Annotated in this window: 16 protein-coding genes; 3 read left to right on the plus strand and 13 right to left on the minus strand. The window is 41.8% G+C overall.

From position 1 onward, the window contains the following. The first annotated feature begins 204 nt into the window (after positions 1 to 204). From NSA57_RS15175 to NSA57_RS15185, 3 genes are read left to right on the plus strand one after another with little or no spacing between them, the layout of a single operon-like run. The gene (locus tag NSA57_RS15175; protein ID WP_257465297.1) at positions 205 to 1,473 is read left to right on the plus strand and encodes a Y-family DNA polymerase; all 1,269 of its coding nucleotides are present in this window, start codon (positions 205 to 207) and stop codon (positions 1,471 to 1,473) included. Between the two features lie 19 nt (positions 1,474 to 1,492). Further along, the gene (locus NSA57_RS15180; protein WP_257465298.1) at positions 1,493 to 1,801 is read left to right on the plus strand and encodes a hypothetical protein; all 309 of its coding nucleotides are present in this window, start codon (positions 1,493 to 1,495) and stop codon (positions 1,799 to 1,801) included. Positions 1,802 to 1,844: 43 nt separating this feature from the next. Next, positions 1,845 to 2,432, plus strand: coding sequence for an SOS response-associated peptidase (locus NSA57_RS15185; protein WP_257465299.1), 588 nt, complete (start codon positions 1,845 to 1,847; stop codon positions 2,430 to 2,432). Between the two features lie 72 nt (positions 2,433 to 2,504). Here NSA57_RS15185 and NSA57_RS15190 read toward each other — a convergent pair whose 3' ends face one another. The 13 genes from NSA57_RS15190 to mgtA form a co-directional block, all read right to left on the minus strand. Then, positions 2,505 to 3,602: a hypothetical protein gene (locus NSA57_RS15190; protein WP_257465300.1), complete on the minus strand. Its 1,098-nt coding sequence runs from the start codon at positions 3,600 to 3,602 to the stop codon at positions 2,505 to 2,507. Between the two features lie 70 nt (positions 3,603 to 3,672). After that, positions 3,673 to 4,233 (minus strand): hypothetical protein, encoded by a 561-nt coding sequence (locus tag NSA57_RS15195; RefSeq protein WP_257465301.1) that lies wholly within the window; start codon positions 4,231 to 4,233, stop codon positions 3,673 to 3,675. Next, on the minus strand, positions 4,230 to 4,472 hold the full coding sequence (locus NSA57_RS15200) for a hypothetical protein (RefSeq protein ID WP_015526832.1): 243 nt from the start codon (positions 4,470 to 4,472) through the stop codon (positions 4,230 to 4,232). The genes NSA57_RS15195 and NSA57_RS15200 overlap by 4 nt, the downstream gene beginning before the upstream one ends. A gap of 55 nt (positions 4,473 to 4,527) precedes the next feature. After that, a complete protein-coding gene (locus NSA57_RS15205) occupies positions 4,528 to 5,583 on the minus strand; it encodes a TRM11 family methyltransferase (RefSeq protein WP_257465302.1) in 1,056 nt (351 codons plus the stop codon). Position 5,584: 1 nt separating this feature from the next. Further along, positions 5,585 to 6,133 carry an AbrB/MazE/SpoVT family DNA-binding domain-containing protein gene (locus tag NSA57_RS15210; RefSeq protein ID WP_257465303.1) on the minus strand — a complete coding sequence of 183 codons (549 nt, stop codon included), beginning with the start codon at positions 6,131 to 6,133 and terminating at the stop codon, positions 5,585 to 5,587. 62 nt (positions 6,134 to 6,195) lie between these two features. Beyond that, positions 6,196 to 6,939 (minus strand): hypothetical protein, encoded by a 744-nt coding sequence (locus NSA57_RS15215; RefSeq protein WP_257465304.1) that lies wholly within the window; start codon positions 6,937 to 6,939, stop codon positions 6,196 to 6,198. A gap of 17 nt (positions 6,940 to 6,956) precedes the next feature. Continuing rightward, complete coding sequence (locus tag NSA57_RS15220) at positions 6,957 to 9,086, minus strand: vWA domain-containing protein (protein WP_257465305.1); 2,130 nt, start codon at positions 9,084 to 9,086, stop codon at positions 6,957 to 6,959. After that, a complete protein-coding gene (locus NSA57_RS15225) occupies positions 9,083 to 9,460 on the minus strand; it encodes a helix-turn-helix domain-containing protein (RefSeq protein ID WP_257465306.1) in 378 nt (125 codons plus the stop codon). The genes NSA57_RS15220 and NSA57_RS15225 overlap by 4 nt, the downstream gene beginning before the upstream one ends. Continuing rightward, the gene (locus NSA57_RS15230) at positions 9,348 to 11,165 is read right to left on the minus strand and encodes an AAA family ATPase (RefSeq protein ID WP_257465307.1); all 1,818 of its coding nucleotides are present in this window, start codon (positions 11,163 to 11,165) and stop codon (positions 9,348 to 9,350) included. Before NSA57_RS15230 ends, NSA57_RS15225 begins: the two co-directional genes overlap by 113 nt. Before the next feature lie 11 nt (positions 11,166 to 11,176). Next, a complete protein-coding gene (locus NSA57_RS15235) occupies positions 11,177 to 11,962 on the minus strand; it encodes a hypothetical protein (protein ID WP_257465308.1) in 786 nt (261 codons plus the stop codon). 99 nt (positions 11,963 to 12,061) lie between these two features. Then, complete coding sequence (locus NSA57_RS15240; protein WP_257465309.1) at positions 12,062 to 12,706, minus strand: single-stranded DNA-binding protein; 645 nt, start codon at positions 12,704 to 12,706, stop codon at positions 12,062 to 12,064. 295 nt (positions 12,707 to 13,001) lie between these two features. Next, positions 13,002 to 13,181: a hypothetical protein gene (locus NSA57_RS15245; protein ID WP_004223734.1), complete on the minus strand. Its 180-nt coding sequence runs from the start codon at positions 13,179 to 13,181 to the stop codon at positions 13,002 to 13,004. A 12-nt stretch (positions 13,182 to 13,193) separates the two neighbouring features. Next, a complete protein-coding gene (gene mgtA / locus NSA57_RS15250; RefSeq protein WP_257465310.1) occupies positions 13,194 to 15,959 on the minus strand; it encodes a magnesium-translocating P-type ATPase in 2,766 nt (921 codons plus the stop codon). Positions 15,960 to 15,961 lie beyond the last annotated feature (2 nt).

Consider the following 15,961-nt stretch of genomic DNA (forward strand, 5'->3'; position numbering starts at 1 on the left):
TAAAATTTCAAAAATCGGCAGATTGACACTTTAGGAGATTCTATTCATTTTGAAATTACATTTTGCGGAAACTCAAGAAAAACACTATATATAGTTTAGCCTGAGCGAAAAATTACTATATATAGAGGAAGCATGGATATGGAAAATATTATCTCTTGATTTCAGAACGTATGTTCTATATAATGAGGTGTAAAGGAGGGGAACGTGAGTTTGGAAAAAGTGATTTTTCATATAGATGTAAATTCTGCCTTTTTGTCCTGGGAAGCGGTATATCGGCTGCATCATTTGGGATGGAGAGGCGATTTAAGAGAACAGGTGTCGGCGGTAGGTGGGGATATGGCGATGCGTCATGGAATCATTTTGGCAAAATCCATTCCAGCAAAGAAATATCGGATACAGACAGGTGAATCAATCTTGGAAGCAAAACAGAAATGTCCAAATCTTATCTTAGTGCCTCCGAATTATGGATTGTATGAGAGGTGTTCCAAAGCTTTTATGGGAATTTTGCAAGAGTATTCTCCCGCAGTGGAACAATACTCGATAGATGAGGCGTTTGTAGATATGACTGGAACGGAATTGCTTTGGGGGACACCAGTGGAAGCAGCGGAGAAGATGCGGAGACAGATTAAGGAACGGCTTGGATTTACAGTGAATATCGGTATTTCAGAGAATAAACTGTTAGCTAAGATGGCAAGTGATTTTCAGAAGCCCGACAGAGTGCACACGCTATGGAAGTCTGAGTTACAGAAAAAGATGTGGCCATTGCCGGTAAGCGACTTGTTTTTTGTAGGACGGGTAACAACAAAGACACTTTTCAAGTTGGGAATTCGGACCATAGGAGATTTGGCAAAGAGTGATCCGAGTTACTTAAAACAACATTTGAAGAAACATGGGGAAGTTGTCTGGGGGTTTGCAAATGGGATTGATGTGTCTGTAGTCCAGTCTGCCCCATCTGCCAATAAAGGATACGGCAATTCTACAACGATTCCTTTTGATGTGACAGATGCATCTACAGCAAAATTGGTGCTGTTGGCTTTGGCAGAGACAGTAGGAAGCAGACTTCGTGGAGCAGGAGTCAGGGCAGAAGTGATTGCAGTAGGGATCAAGAATTGTGATCTCAGTTATGCCAGTCACCAGATGACGCTTCAGAATGCAACCAATATTACGAAAGAGATTCATCAGTGTGCCTGCCAGTTATTTGACCAGCTCTGGGATGGGACACCCATCCGGCATCTGGGAATCCATACCAGCCGCATCAAGGATCAGGTGAATATGAGGCAATTGGATCTATTTGATACGAATGATTATGAGAAGCTGGAAAAAATGGATGAAACGATAGATCAGATCAGAAAACGGTATGGGAATGATTCGGTAATACGTGCAGCTTTTTTAGGTGGGTGTATTGATCACATGAGTGGTGGCATTTCACGGGAAAAACGTTCTGTGGACTATGAGAAATTAAAGACAGAATAGCGGGAAGGGGGAAGAAACGGTGGCATTTGGAATCGGAATAAATACAGAGCATACAGAGCAGGAGCCTTTATCCGGAACCTATCATGAGGTGGCAGTCCAGTGCTGGTTCACAGCTACCGGAAAATCTTTGCCATTGATGTTGAAGGTAAAAGGGGAGGATGAAGAGATTATCCAGATCAATCATATCCAGGTTCTGGCTGTAGAAAAACAGTGGTATGCGGGGATTGTGAACTGGAAGTATAGATGTCAGGCGGTACTTTTGGGAAAACAAATCAATTTTGTGCTTCTATTTTGTCCGGAGGATTGTGCATGGAAACTGGTTGTATAAGATACCCAGGATGAAGTAAAATATGAATGAAGGAGGACAGAAAATGTGCGGAAGATATTATGTGGATGATGAAACTTCACAGGAGATTGGGAAGATTGTAAAGAAACTGGACCAGCGTTTAAAGATAGAGCATGGGCAGGACATCCATCCGTCTGAATCTGCAGTTGTACTTACAAAGGAGTGTAGGGAAGTGGCTGCAAGGCAGATGCAGTGGGGCTTTCCGGGGTTCCAGGGAAAGGGATTGCTTATCAATGCAAGGGTAGAGGCTATACTGGACAAGAAGACCTTTCGGGACAGTGTGCTGCATCGAAGATGTGTGATTCCTGCCCATCACTTTTACGAATGGAGTAAAAACAAAGAAAAATATACTTTTCAAAGTCCAAAGCAGGATGCCACATTATTTATGGCAGGGTGTTATCAAATCTATAATGGTCAAAATCGTTTTGTAATTCTGACTACGCAGGCAAATGCTTCCGTAGCACCGGTGCATGAACGGATGCCATTGCTTTTGGAACGACAAGAACTGGAAGATTGGATTATGGAGGATGCAGCGGTAGAATTTATTCTTGCTAAGAAGCCCATACTGTTGAATCGGACAGCAGAATATGAACAACTGAAATTGTTTTCATAAAAAGAGCCGCATAGTGCGGCTCAGATAATTCTGTAACATTTCATTTTTTGTGATTGTGAACATAGAAAAGAGTTATATATGATAATCAACACAGGCTAATACGGTATCTTCTGATAAACCATCAATATATCCGTCAATTTCTTCAGACCAATCAGAACTTTCTTTCCCAATCACAATATCATCACGGGATCTCCACATGGATTCATCAATGATGTCATGAAGTGGGAGTGGATATTTCACTTTTGGGGAAATGGTATTCTTTTTCAGATAGGAAGAAAGAGACTGCCCTTTTTGATAGACATACTCACCATATATGGAAATACCAATATCGTTCATTTTTCCGTAGAAATCTTTTTCACAGATTCCTGTTTCAAAGATATGTTTTAGTTTTTGATAGTGTTCTTTTGCCGTATGTATTTCCCAGTCGTGCATACATTGCCAAGCAATGTCTTTTTTTCGTGCCGCTGAAACCCACATATAACCATCTGGTGCCGGGCATGTCTTATCTGCTATAGCCCAGCTTGGTTCACCAAGAACATAATCTTTACAGGTGGTTTTCACTAAAAGCATATCTGCCCATCGGCCTCCGATTGAGTACCAGTCCCACATAGCATTTGGATTGCAAAAATAGCCATATTTTTGTACTTCTTCATTAAATGGAATCCATCCATCATCGGCAAATGATTGGAAATCTGGATACAGTTTTTTGTTAGGATAACAGAGCATTGCCCGCATCCTTTTTGCACGCTTGGTACGTTTCATGTGATGCAATGGTCCTGCATCACGTTGAAAAACTTTTCCTTGATGCAGGATATATTTTTTAAAGAAAGAGGGATGATTTTCCGTTACCAAAGTACCATTTGGTAATCGGATGCAATCTGTCGTCCCCTTTTCATAATCATACTCCAGCTCTTGTGTATGGTCGATAAATTCCAGATAGCGTTGATCCGTTGTAGTTTCGCTGTATGGTTCCATAATGTCATTGATGCATGATGTGACCTCTCTGGAAAAAGTGGTTTTTAAGCTGCGTAATTTCCCTAACATAAGTTCACGCAAAATATGGTTTTGCACTTCCTTCTCTTTTTCTATTTGCTCTTCAATCTCTTTATTTGTATTCTCGTCTTCGATAATCTCTGGGATTTCCAGTGTTACTAATGATAAAAAATGCATAAAATCGTCCTTTCTATCAAAAAAGGGAAACCCATAAAAGTTTCCCTTCTTGACATAAAAATTTTTGAATTTAGAATCCATTGTTTATTTGTTCTGTTGCTGCAGGCATAGGAGGACTGGATTTTACATAGATTAATAGTTTCCCATGCAGATCCAAATCCTGTTTACTCCATTGCCCATTCTCATAAACCTTTTGGGTAATTGTATTGGAGATAATTGGCGTATCCTCTATACGTTCCATATCAACGACAAGGCAATCCTGAAGGGCAATATATGGATATAGAGCATCTTCAATATATGTCCTTAATTTTAATGCCTGCCTGTGCAGTAGTTCCACATCATACAGTTTTGATAAGGTATAGCTCATTTCTTTGAGCATCCCGGATGTTGTAATGGCCTGTTGGATAACAGAAATCTGCTCTTCCAGAGATACATCTGGATTTATCATAAGCTTTGATAATGTAATTTCTTTTACAAAAGCTGTCGCTGTATCACCAATTTGCTTTTTTAGGGTTTCATAAGGAACCCGATACTGTGTTTGTAAAATTTCAAGTGGAACGTATTCCCGGTTTTTCTTCAAAGTTGAAAGTAATTCACAAAGCCTGCTTCCCAATTCATATATGTTATTCAAGCACACATCACTTCCGATACGGTCTCTGGTGTATGAACCAAATGGTAAATGGTATTTTCTGTTTCGAAAACGATACTGTCATTTGATACTTCCAAAATCGTTAGGATAGGAGATGTCAGAATAGAGAAACCATTGACTCCGGAAATAATAGCACGTTCCCCAACCCGTAGCGGAGAATGAAACCATCCTGAGAGTGTCGTTATTTGTTTATCTTTCACATGGTGCTTTCGATTTGTCATAGTGTTCACACTCCTTTTGTAGCGCCATAGAGAATCTGTTTTTCATGGCTCGTTTTTATGTAACAGGGTAACTCAAACGAAAATATCCTTTCGATACAGGTATATATTCGTCTGGGTGTTCATATAAGGTGGCACGGATACGTTCCTGATAATGCGGATTCTTTTTCGCTTTTGGGTGTTCCTTTAATAAATCGTACAGGTCTTTTAAAGCTCCTCTTCCTCCAATACTCTCCATTGTCATCCGGATTAGATGATGCCAAGTCAGTGCAAGAATATCTGTATTTTGTACAGAAAACACACCTTCTTGCCGGATGCTGAAGGGGATAATGAAAGAATCCGTTTTTTTCAGCAACAGAGCATATTCTGTCACAATGGGAATGAAAGGCTTTTTGTACGTCCGATTGTCAGAAACACAATTAAACTGGCCCTTTACCAGAAAGGATTCAAAATCACCCATCCGCATTAAATCATGCTGCATACTATAGAACTTACCATGTAGCCGCATATCGCCTACCAGTATGGCAAGCCTGCCACCTTTCCGAAGTGCCAGGAAAAATTTCCGGATACAGTGATTTAGTTTTTCAAGAAAATCCGAATAGTTTTCACAGCGGGATAGGTCGTCCGGGTGAGGGTTTCCCCAGATATTTCCGGAATACTGGATCATATTATAGTAAGGTGGATGGAAAAAGATGAGATCAGCGGAATCCTCCACTTCATCTTTTAGAGCATTCCAGTTACCTTTTCCATAAGCAGGTGCCGGATTTAGATCATAGAGCAGGGAGCGTACCTGATAACGGTCAGCAGCTGCCTTTGAAGTCCCAGAGCCACTCATAGGATCTAAGAGAGTAAAGGTGCTGGTATCTTTTCCGTAATACCGCTTATCGTCCAGGCAATAGCGTAGAAGTGCTGCAACCACTTCGGGAGAGCAGTTACCACGCCACTGGCTGTTACCGCCTTCTCCCCGTTCTGGGTATGCCATGAAAGAAGTCAGTTCCTTTCCTACACGTTTTCGCAATCCTTCCGTTCCAAGCATGTCAGCGACAGTACGCCATTGGGGACCAAATTCAGCTTCTAATAATTGTGCTGCCCGATGCAGCAGTAAGTCATTCATTTTATATCACCGTCCTTTCATAATTTTGTTGGAGATAGCGGGAAATCGCCGCCGCAGTCATTTTGGCACAGCCTAAATCCATTTCGCTGAAAGATTGTTGATTTTTTGTACACAGTAAAAGTCCCAACGTTTCACCAAATTCGTCTTTTTTAGAAATAGGGAAAAAGGCTGATATGGGATATTTTCCTGTCATAGTAGGGTATATGCATTCCTTATCAGAGAATAATTTCATCTTTCCCTGTTGCAGAAGCCTTTGAATACTTTCTGTTACAGGCATATTAAGTGCTGTATGATAATTCTTGGAAGCAATGATTTTGGAATGATTACATAACAGGATCCGGCAAGGGACATTACTATGTAAAATATCCAGAAAACTGTCTAACCGGATATCCATAGGGATATGGGAGTCGCATTTACGAAGACAGATGTTGTGTGTGTCAGCTTCCAACATCAATACATCGCCTGTATGAAGCTGTAGGGCTTTTCTTACTTTGGCAGGAATAATGATCCGCCCTTGTTGGTCAATATTTAGTGTTGTAGCATAATCCATAGAGATCTCCTTTCCTTTATAAAAAGAAGCAGTCTTTTCGGCTGCTTCTTTGTTGAAATTCTTTAAGCGACATACATACCATTCAGATATTGCTCTTGTGGCTGTCCCTGCATATAGGAAGTCATTTCATCTGGCTGTGGCTGTATATTTTGCGTCATTCGTGCTTCCTGTTGCTTTTTTAATTGTTGTTTGCCGTTTTGAATCAGGAAGGATGCAACATAGTTTTCCCAATTTACGATATAGGAATCAGCACGTTTTAACAGCATATAAAAATCCATATCTGTCAATTGGATAAAAGCACTTTTTTCAGAGATAAAACTTTGAGCCTGCATATAAGTGCCGCCGTTATGATTCTTTTTCTTGATACCTTTTCCGTTATTAATTTGAATTCTCCATGGGCTGGTCAGTATTTCCTGCTGGTTGTTATATACGTGGCGGGAAATAAAAAACTGTTGTGCAGTAGAATAGCCATTGCCATCCGGTACACCAAATATTTTGCTTTGCGACCATTCAAATTCAGGAAAGCCAGCGGTAACTCTGGACAGCAGAAATTGAATTTGTTCGGGTGCCAGATGAAAACGGGTGATAATATTTTTATTACCGGTACCACTAGAGTAATCCTGTATGGAGATTCCAATAAGGGAGTGAACTTTATGACCATTTTCTTCAAATTCTCCTTTTGCATGAAGCTGTGCATAGCTGTTATAACTTGTGTAGCGGAGGCGGTCATACAGTGCAATTAATTTTTTACTGGTCTGTACTTTGCATATCTGATCTGTAATTGAGTTTTGATAATTTTCACTCATGTATGTTTTCCTTCTTTCTATTTCAAATATTGTTTTACAAGCTGTGTCATATTTTTGGGTAAATCTTCTAATTTGGTAATATCTAAAAAACCATCCTGATAGATCCTGCGGATGTTTTCTTTGTCATCACCAATTGCTGCAGCAAAGATCACAATGCCACGTTTACGATATTCATTCTTGATACCACGAAGATCTGCTTCTGCTTCCGTACCACTGTACCCACAATCTGCGGGCTGTCCGTCAGAAATTATGATGAGGAGTTTTTGTGATTCCGGACGCTTTGCCAGGTGTTCCGCAACATAACGAAGTGCAGCTCCATCCCGGTTGCCATTACGGGCAGACATATCCATCAGCCGGTAACGGTCAGAGGCATCCAGAGAATCAAATTCAGCATAGGAATACAAAGCAACACCCTTAGAATCTGTAGAATGCCCATAAATGGTAATAGGAATTCCCAGGCTCGTACAGAAATCATACAGCACGATTGCAGTTTTCCGGGCATGGGTAATACGATCTCCCCAGCCCATAGAACCACTTTCATCAACCAAAAGTCCCACGGAAAGTTTTTGTTCTTCATCCGGAAGCCTAGTTCTGGTAAAGATACCGCCGTCCTTTCGGTGTAAAGCCCGCATATCCAGCCTTTTACCAAATAACAGGTTTTTTTGTTTCCCGCCTTCTGCCTCTTCTTTTAATAAAGGAAGAATGGAACTTTGCAGCCGTTTGGAGGTCCGCAAAAGAGGGGAAGCCACTGTTTGATAAGATTTGATAAAAAAGTCGGAAACTGGATTGATGCGGTGGATTGTTACATGGATGCCTGCATGGGCATTTCCGTAATGTATTTCATCCGCCGATTTTTGCAAGTCTTCTGTTAATTCCTGTTCATAATCATTTTGGGCTTTTTCCGTAGCAACATCATTTAGGATGCGTGCAAGATCATTCGCTGCATTTTCATAACCGGAACCGGCATACTGTGATGCGTATGTGATTCCTGGATTATTTCCATCTAATATTGCTGTAGTTTTAGCAAGTTCAATTCTTCCTCCTTCTTCCTGCAGTACTTTTTCTGCCTGGTTGATCGCATCTTGCCTGTAATTTGGATCAAGACCAGATAAGTCACAGGTTATAGGAGTTTTTGATTTTTCTGTAGGACCTGGAATGTTTTTGGGGATTCCTCCGTTTTTACCAGTTGGAAGAGGAGATCCGCTACCTGATTCTTTCTGCAGCAGATCTTCCAGAGCATCGCCAACTTGGGTACTATCCTGCTTTTTTAAAGACTCTCTGGTTTGCTCTACTATAGGCTGAATATAGTTCCAGCAAAGTACTAAAAGATAGTTGGAAGCACGGAAGCGTTCTTTCCCCTGTGTGGCAATTAAGGCATCGTCAATATAATCCATACAGTCTGAAAGTGTGTCTGTGTATTCTCCAGAATAATTCGTGCGGTTATTTATATTACCAGTCCGGCAATAAGACAAAATTAAATTACTCATGATGGAAAACGGCTGATAGCCACAATCAATTTGTTCCTGTATAGAAGGAATCAATTCAGACATCCGCAGATTATTAATCTGTATTCCCTGCTTAAAAGTTCCGGGATATTCTTCACACATCCGGGCTTCAATGTAGATGTCCTCCAGTATATTATTAAACTGTGCAGCACAGCGGGATAGCGTCAGACACGTTGCGTTATCTTTTTCTTCCATGGCATCTAAGATGTCCTGCAGATTTGCCTTGTATCCAGAAGGCAGACTGTCTGGTGCTTCTGGATAGAAGGAACCATTTTCCATATTGGTCAGATAAAGCTGTAGTGATGCAAAATCAGAGTAACGCAGATGTCCGATTTCATGTCCGGTCAATCCTGTCAGGCTTTGTGAACGTAGAAATCGGGAAGGAAAGCTTTGGGTTATCGGGTTTGCAGCGTTACAGTGAATTCTATAATTATCTGTATAAGCGATGTCTGCATTTTCAGAACTGTCCCATTCCATAAGTACCTGAAGTCCATAGCGAGAACGGCCAGTAGCCGCTTTCGCCAGAGATGTTTGGTATTTTTGGAAAGCCGATGAAAGAAAGAGTTCTTCATCAGTGATTTTTGACTCCGTATCCCGGATCATTCTTTTTAAAGCTTTTTGAGTGTTATTCAATTTTTTCACCTTTCTTTCTTTTTCATATTTTGGGTTAGGAGATCTTCCATTGTACAGCCGTAATACTGGGCTAACCGAAAGACGGCGTAAGCAGATGGAAGCGTATGCCCATTTTCATAGTTCATAATTGTTTTTTCCGGTAGATGCAGAAGTCTTGCTACGGCTTTCTGAGAGAGTTTCGTCTGCTTGGATTTTCTTAAATAAACGAGATTTTCTGCCAGAGTTTTGCGTAGTTCGGCTTCGGTATAAAAGGTGTTCTTCAATAGTGTGTTATGATGCAAGAACTGTATCCAAGCAAGAACCTTCAATTTCGATACGGCTTTCAGAATCGGCAGTGACGGAAGACAAAATGGTATAATGAGCAGCTTCCTGTATATCGCCACATACCATAAAAGACTGAACCCAGGCAATTAATTCCCGGACTCCACAGCAGCCATCTGTTATCAGGTTATCCTGACAATACTGTGCGATGGAACGTACAATCTGTGTCATGGTACGTACTGATTTTTTATCGGAACATCCGGTAATAGCAAGAACACGCTCTACCATGGTCTCTTCATCCGGTTCATCCATATCTATGACCATATTCATCCTTGAAATGACAGACTGGTTCATGGGACGACAGCCGGCATAGTCATGATTAGTTGTGACTACAATGGTAGTATCCGGATGCCGATGGATGACTTCCCCGTTTGGCAGAAATACACTGTTACAACGGTCCAACAGGGAATTAAGCCCTACCAGTACACCAGGATTGGCAATCACCGTAGGCTCCTGTATTTCTACCAGATAGCCGTTTCGGATGGCTTCAACCAGTGGTGTATCCACATAGCGGAACTGTTGGCTGTTGGAGGTAGCAGTTTGTTTCTGTTTCATTTCCTCAGATATATGATGGATCAATTCTTCATAAACTGTATTTTCTGATACCTTTTCATCATAAGTACCCGTTAATTTTTCATAGGCAGTAGCCGGATCGAGGGTAATGTCTTGAAAAGAGGGCAGTTCCCCTACCAAAGAAAGCTGTTTTTCATCTACATCAGGTAAAATCTGTCCAAGAAGGTCAAAAATTTCTGTATTTGCCGAGCAGGTGATGCATCGGTAAGGCAGGTGAAGTCCTGCAGCAATGGCTTTGGCACCTTCGGTCTTTCCTGTTCCAGCAGGCCCACGGAGCATAAAATTCCGCATAGGCTGCTTGCTGTTAGTTGTTAATTTGGCATGTTCACATATTCTTTGGATTTCTTTTGGGATTACATACCAATCTTCGAGAATAGGAACGGTTGATTCTTCTTGGGGAGTTAATGTCCGAGAATTGGACAGGATGTATTTATCGACAAAATCTTCTTTGGAAATTGAAACGGCGGAAGCAATATAGTGATGTCCACCTTTTAATACCTGAAAGGCACCCTGGATAATTTCCGTTGGTGCATAAACACCTTTTTGGATATTCAGTGGTGTAAGTCTTTGGATCACGCCATTTGCAGGAGTATCAATTTTGATATTCCCGATAGGAAGGGAATCGCCATAACGGATCCTACGGTACACGTTATCACAAAGGAGTGCAGCCGTTTCTGCCGCTTTGGGCAGGTCAGGAAAACCGTCATCACGGTGTTGCTTTAATTCCTGATATTTTTCATTGAATTCGTCATCTGAAAGGAAAGTAGGCATTAAAGCAAAATAAAGAGCACTTCCCGAATCATCATCTTTTTTAAACTGATATGGCTCTGGTTTACTGTCCAGATCCAAAGGTTTTTCATACTTTCCGGCTATAAATTTCCCAGTCATACGGTTGTAGACCACTACATGCAGCAACCCAGTACGGCTTGGATATTCTGCGATTGTAAAATTGTTTGCCTGGCTTCCAATGGCTCCGAGTTCTTCCTCTGCTTTTCCAGCAGGTGGATTTTCCAAATCCATATAAGTAAAAACTGCCTGCAAAGTAGCAGAATGCAGAGTGGCTTGCTTTCTTGGCTGAATGCAGTGTTTGGAAGAAATGCCCTTAAAAACGGCATCACGTCCGGAATAACAATCAAAAGGTTTTGGCAGTGGCCGTTCAAAAGCCCATTTTGGAAAAAAATTCACATTTGACATAAGATTTCCTCCTATTCTTTCATCCAGGATAATTCGAGGGCCTGGTCCTTTTCTTTTGCGGTCAATTCATCTTTTTGGAAGATGGAAATGAGAACATCCCAATAGTTTCGTGGCGGGAAATAATCAAAACAATCCTTGATTTCCGCTGTATCACCATTTTGGATGTAAATTTGCCCGTTTTCATTAATATAGAGTTTATGGTGTCCTTTCGCATGGAGCTGCCCGATAAGGTTCTCCAGTTTTTTCTTGCCAATTAAGGAATACCAGGATTCCGGATCAGCAAACGGAACATCGTCCTCATCGGTAACTGTGACAGTCTTTTTGAGGCTGGCAATGGTCAGCATTTGAAGTTCCAGATATCCGTATTGGTTCATACGTGCTTCCGCAAAGTTGTAGTCCTCCGTATGAAAGGTTCTCAGACGTATGGGATTTCCGCAAAGAAGCTGCTTCATGGATGGCGGCTTCTGGAATTCCCATGTTGCATTTGGAAATGCAGCCTGTAGTTTGTCGGTAATCTGATAGCTGATTTGTCTCCAAAGCAATTCTTCTGTTTCGGAAACTGGCTCAGATGATTTCAAAGAAGACCAAGGGCTTGTTTTGCCCTGGTTCTTGAGTAGGTTTAGAGTCAGTTTATGGATTTTGGGAAGAAGTGTGGAAAGAAATAGCAGCAGGATGCCAAGGATTCCGATACTTGCGACTGCATTACGATTTCCATTTCCTGGTATGAATATAGTTGCAATTAACAAAATTATTGTGAGCATACTTAGAACTTTAAGAAATTTCTTTTGTGTATTCACTTCATTTCCTCCATGTTTGTTTCAATAGAAAAAGGAATTGCAGCAGACCAGTAGATACTGGAAAGTCGCAATTCCTTCATTTTAGGGATCTTTGATAATTTACGGGAATGGAAGCTGCTGTGGTGGTGTATTTTCCGGAATATTGGTAAATCCATCACTTGACACATTGCCAGCCGTAAATCCCTGTGGTGCATAAGCCGATCCCCCTGCCGGAGCATAAGACATCTGTTGTGCGGCTTGTGGCATCATATTGTTATTGACTGGCATTGCGCCAGTAGGCATGGTACCGGAAGGATTCATTCCCATTGCCGGGTTTCCATTATAAGTAGCACCGTTTGCTGGTACTGGTGGAACATTCGGATTTCCGACCATTGGATTACCCGGTACAGGTGTTGCTGCATTGGTATCATTACGATTCGCAGGTAAGAACTGCCAGTCCTTTACCATAATTTGCGGCGTGATAGCTGCTTGACCTGCATTATTGCCTTTCTGGTGAATATACGGATGGAGTTCTAAATCTCCGTAGACCATGAGACACGTTGATTTTTTGACACCGGCTTTTATCAGTCGATCTGCAAGAAACTTGTTGCAGTAACACTGATAGAAGATGGGTTCTTCCTTTCCGTTTTGACCTCTCTGGTTGGTAGCAAGCCCCAGACTGATGTATTCAGTTCCGGAGTTCTTTGCTTGCTGCATAACCGGATCGGCAGTTACCCTTCCTGTTACAATGATAATAGATGACATAAAAATTCTCCTTTCTGCCCTTTGGGCGATAAAATAGTGATAAATAAAAAAAGTGCCATTATAGCACCGTATAAAACGGCATTATAATGACACGATTTTCCAACTTAAACTGCATGTGTACTGGAGATAGTATCCAGACACCCTATAAAGGGATAACACAAAACTTAAATACAATATCATAGTAACACAAGATGTAGAGCAGGTCAATAATAAAAATACAGTATATTGTGTTGTGCTGAAAGAAAATACATGAGGGGGAGACTCCACGAAAATTTGTGTATCTCCCCTGCTTCTTTTATGCGTCTTTTTTATTAGGACAGTTTTTGGTGTCTGTTTTCGGCTTCATAGACCAAAATAGGACGTTCATAAGAATTACAATTAGTAATACAGCAGCTAAAGCCACCCAGAATCCTATGTTCAGACCAAGCCATTCCGTAGTTCCAAAAAGTGTCATCCAAAGTTCTTTCCAGTTCATTGTTGCACCTCCTTAAAGCAATTCGCCAAAATGACGGACATAAGCCTTTTTCAAGCTTGTTGCCAAAACCATATACAATAAGATACACGGAAGCAGATATGCAAAGTATGCTGCTGGCAGTGCCACAAACCCAAGAAGTTTTCCAAATATCGTAAATGGTATGACGGTTAGAATCGTAATCCCTGTCATTGTAAGGAATGTCACAGGAGCAGATGCCCGGCTCTGGATAAATGGGAGCTTCGGTGTACGGATCATGTGGATTACTAATGTCTGGCTCCACATAGATTCTACAAACCAGCCAGCCTGGAACATTCCGATATACTGTGTCTGCATCGCCGTCAGTTCTGCTCCGCTAAAATGGGACGGCAGGTCATTGAACAGGATACCCTTGGATACAAAGAATGGGCAGAATACAAAGTACATGAAAATGTATGTGGTAAAATCAAAGATGGAGCTGGTTGGTCCGATCCAGATCATAAAACTGCCTACACTGGAGGCATCCCATTTTCGTGGTTTGGCAATAAACTCTTCATCTACATTGTCCCATGGGATTGCCGTACAGGACAGGTCGTAGATCAGGTTCAGGAAAATCAAATGTACACTTTCCATTGGCAGGAATGGTAAAAGAGCCGATGCAGCCAGCACGGAAAACATATTTCCAAAATTGGAAGAAGCCGTCATTTTGATGTACTTGATCATGTTGGCATAGGTTTTCCTCCCTTCAATGATGCCCTGCTCCAAAACCATCAGATCTTTTTCTAAAAGAATGATGTCTGCCGATTCTTTAGCCACGTCTACCGCTGTATCTACGGAGATTCCGATGTCCGCAGACTTCATGGCAGCAGCATCATTGATTCCATCACCCATAAATCCAACGGTATGACCATTCTCACGAAGAACAGAAACAATACGGGCTTTCTGCTCCGGTGTCAGTTTCGCAAATACATCGGTGGTTTCTGCCGCCCTGGCAAGTTCCGCATCATTCATGTGTTCCAGATCAGAACCCAGGAGCATATTGCGAACCTTCAGACCGACCTGTTTACAGATGGTTCGGGTTACTTTTTCATTATCGCCTGTGAGGATTTTGGTAAGGACCCCATGGTTTTTCAATGCCTGGATAGCATCGGCAGTAGATTCTTTCGGTGGATCTAAAAATGCCAGATAACCAATCAGCACCATATCGCATTCATCTTTAACACCAAAAGCTCCTACTGGAGATGGGTTGCTCTTTTGGGCGATAGCCAAAACACGAAAGCCTTTTTCATTTAATCCATCTACAGTTTTCAAAATCCGGCTGCGCACTTCATCACGCAGAGGTTGTACATGCCCGTCACATTCTGCAAAGCTACAGATTGAAAGCATTTCTTCCACAGCACCTTTTGTTACCATCTGTGTCTTTCCGTTTTTATCCTGTACCACAGTGGATAAACGGCGGCGTTTAAAGTCAAAGGGAATCTCATCCACCTTGACGTAGGTTTCGGACAGGTCAATCAGACGTTTATCTGCCGCTTCCATCTCCTCTGTTTTATGGATAATAGCCAGATCCATGAGATTTTTATATCCTGTCTGAAAATAACTGTTCAGATAGGCATGGCGAAGGACTCTGGTATCATCTTCTCCATTTACATTGAGATGATATTCCAATACCACCTTATCCTGTGTCAGTGTCCCCGTCTTGTCTGTACAGAGGATATCCATAGCACCAAAATTCTGAATGGAATTGAGATTTTTTACAATCGTTTGTTTTTTACTCATGGAAACAGCACCTTTTGCAAGGCAGGTGGTTACAATCATCGGAAGCATTTCCGGTGTGAGTCCCACTGCAATGGAAATCCCAAATAGGAAAGCCTCCAGCCAATCCCCCTTTGTAATGCCATTCACAAAGAATACCAGCGGAACCATCACCAGCATAAAACGGATCAGTACCCATGACACAGCATTGACACCTTTCGTAAAACTGGTTTCCACAGCTTCTCCGGCAACAGCAGCGGCCATAGAGCCAAACAGCGTATGATCGCCGACACAGATAACGACAGCCGTTGCACTTCCGGAGATTACATTACTGCCCATAAATGCAATATTGGTGTAATCCGTTACACTGTCCTTATGTGGGCTTACATGAGGGAGCTTTTCAACCGGCTCACTTTCTCCGGTAAGGCTTGCCTGGCTGACAAATAGATCTTTTGCATCCAGGATACGGACATCTGCCGGAATCATGTCCCCAGCAGATAAATGGACGATATCACCTACCACCAGGTCATCCATGGGTATCTCTGTTTTTTCCTGTCCTATGCGGGTGACGGTACAGGTGGTTGTGATCATTGCAAGCAGCTTTTCCGCCGCATTTCCGCTGCGGGATTCCTGCACAAAGCGAAGGGTACCGGAAATAAATACCATAGTTAAAATGATAACGACTGTCAAAAAATCAAAGTCCTCTGGTACGCTTCCAAAGAGTGAAAAATACGGGAAAATCATATCCGTAATCGTGGAAACAAAAGCAAGGCAAAATAAAATAGCAGTAAAAGGGTTGATAAATGCACCCGCCACACGTTTTGCCAGGGATTTCTTTTTTTCGTGGGTGACTTTGTTCGTACCGTATTTGGAACGGTTTACGGATACGGTATCTGCTTCTAACCCCCTAAGTGTGGTATGAAGGATTTTTAAAACCTCTTTTACCGGGTTGGTTGCTGCAGATTGGATGCGACGGTTCTGTTCGTCACGGATGACTGCCTTTTCTACAGTCTGGCGAACAGCCATACGATTTTCTTTTTTGTTCATTG

Origin of the sequence: Blautia caecimuris, assembly GCF_024622975.1 — a bacterium.
GTDB lineage: Bacteria > Bacillota > Clostridia > Lachnospirales > Lachnospiraceae > Blautia_A > Blautia_A caecimuris.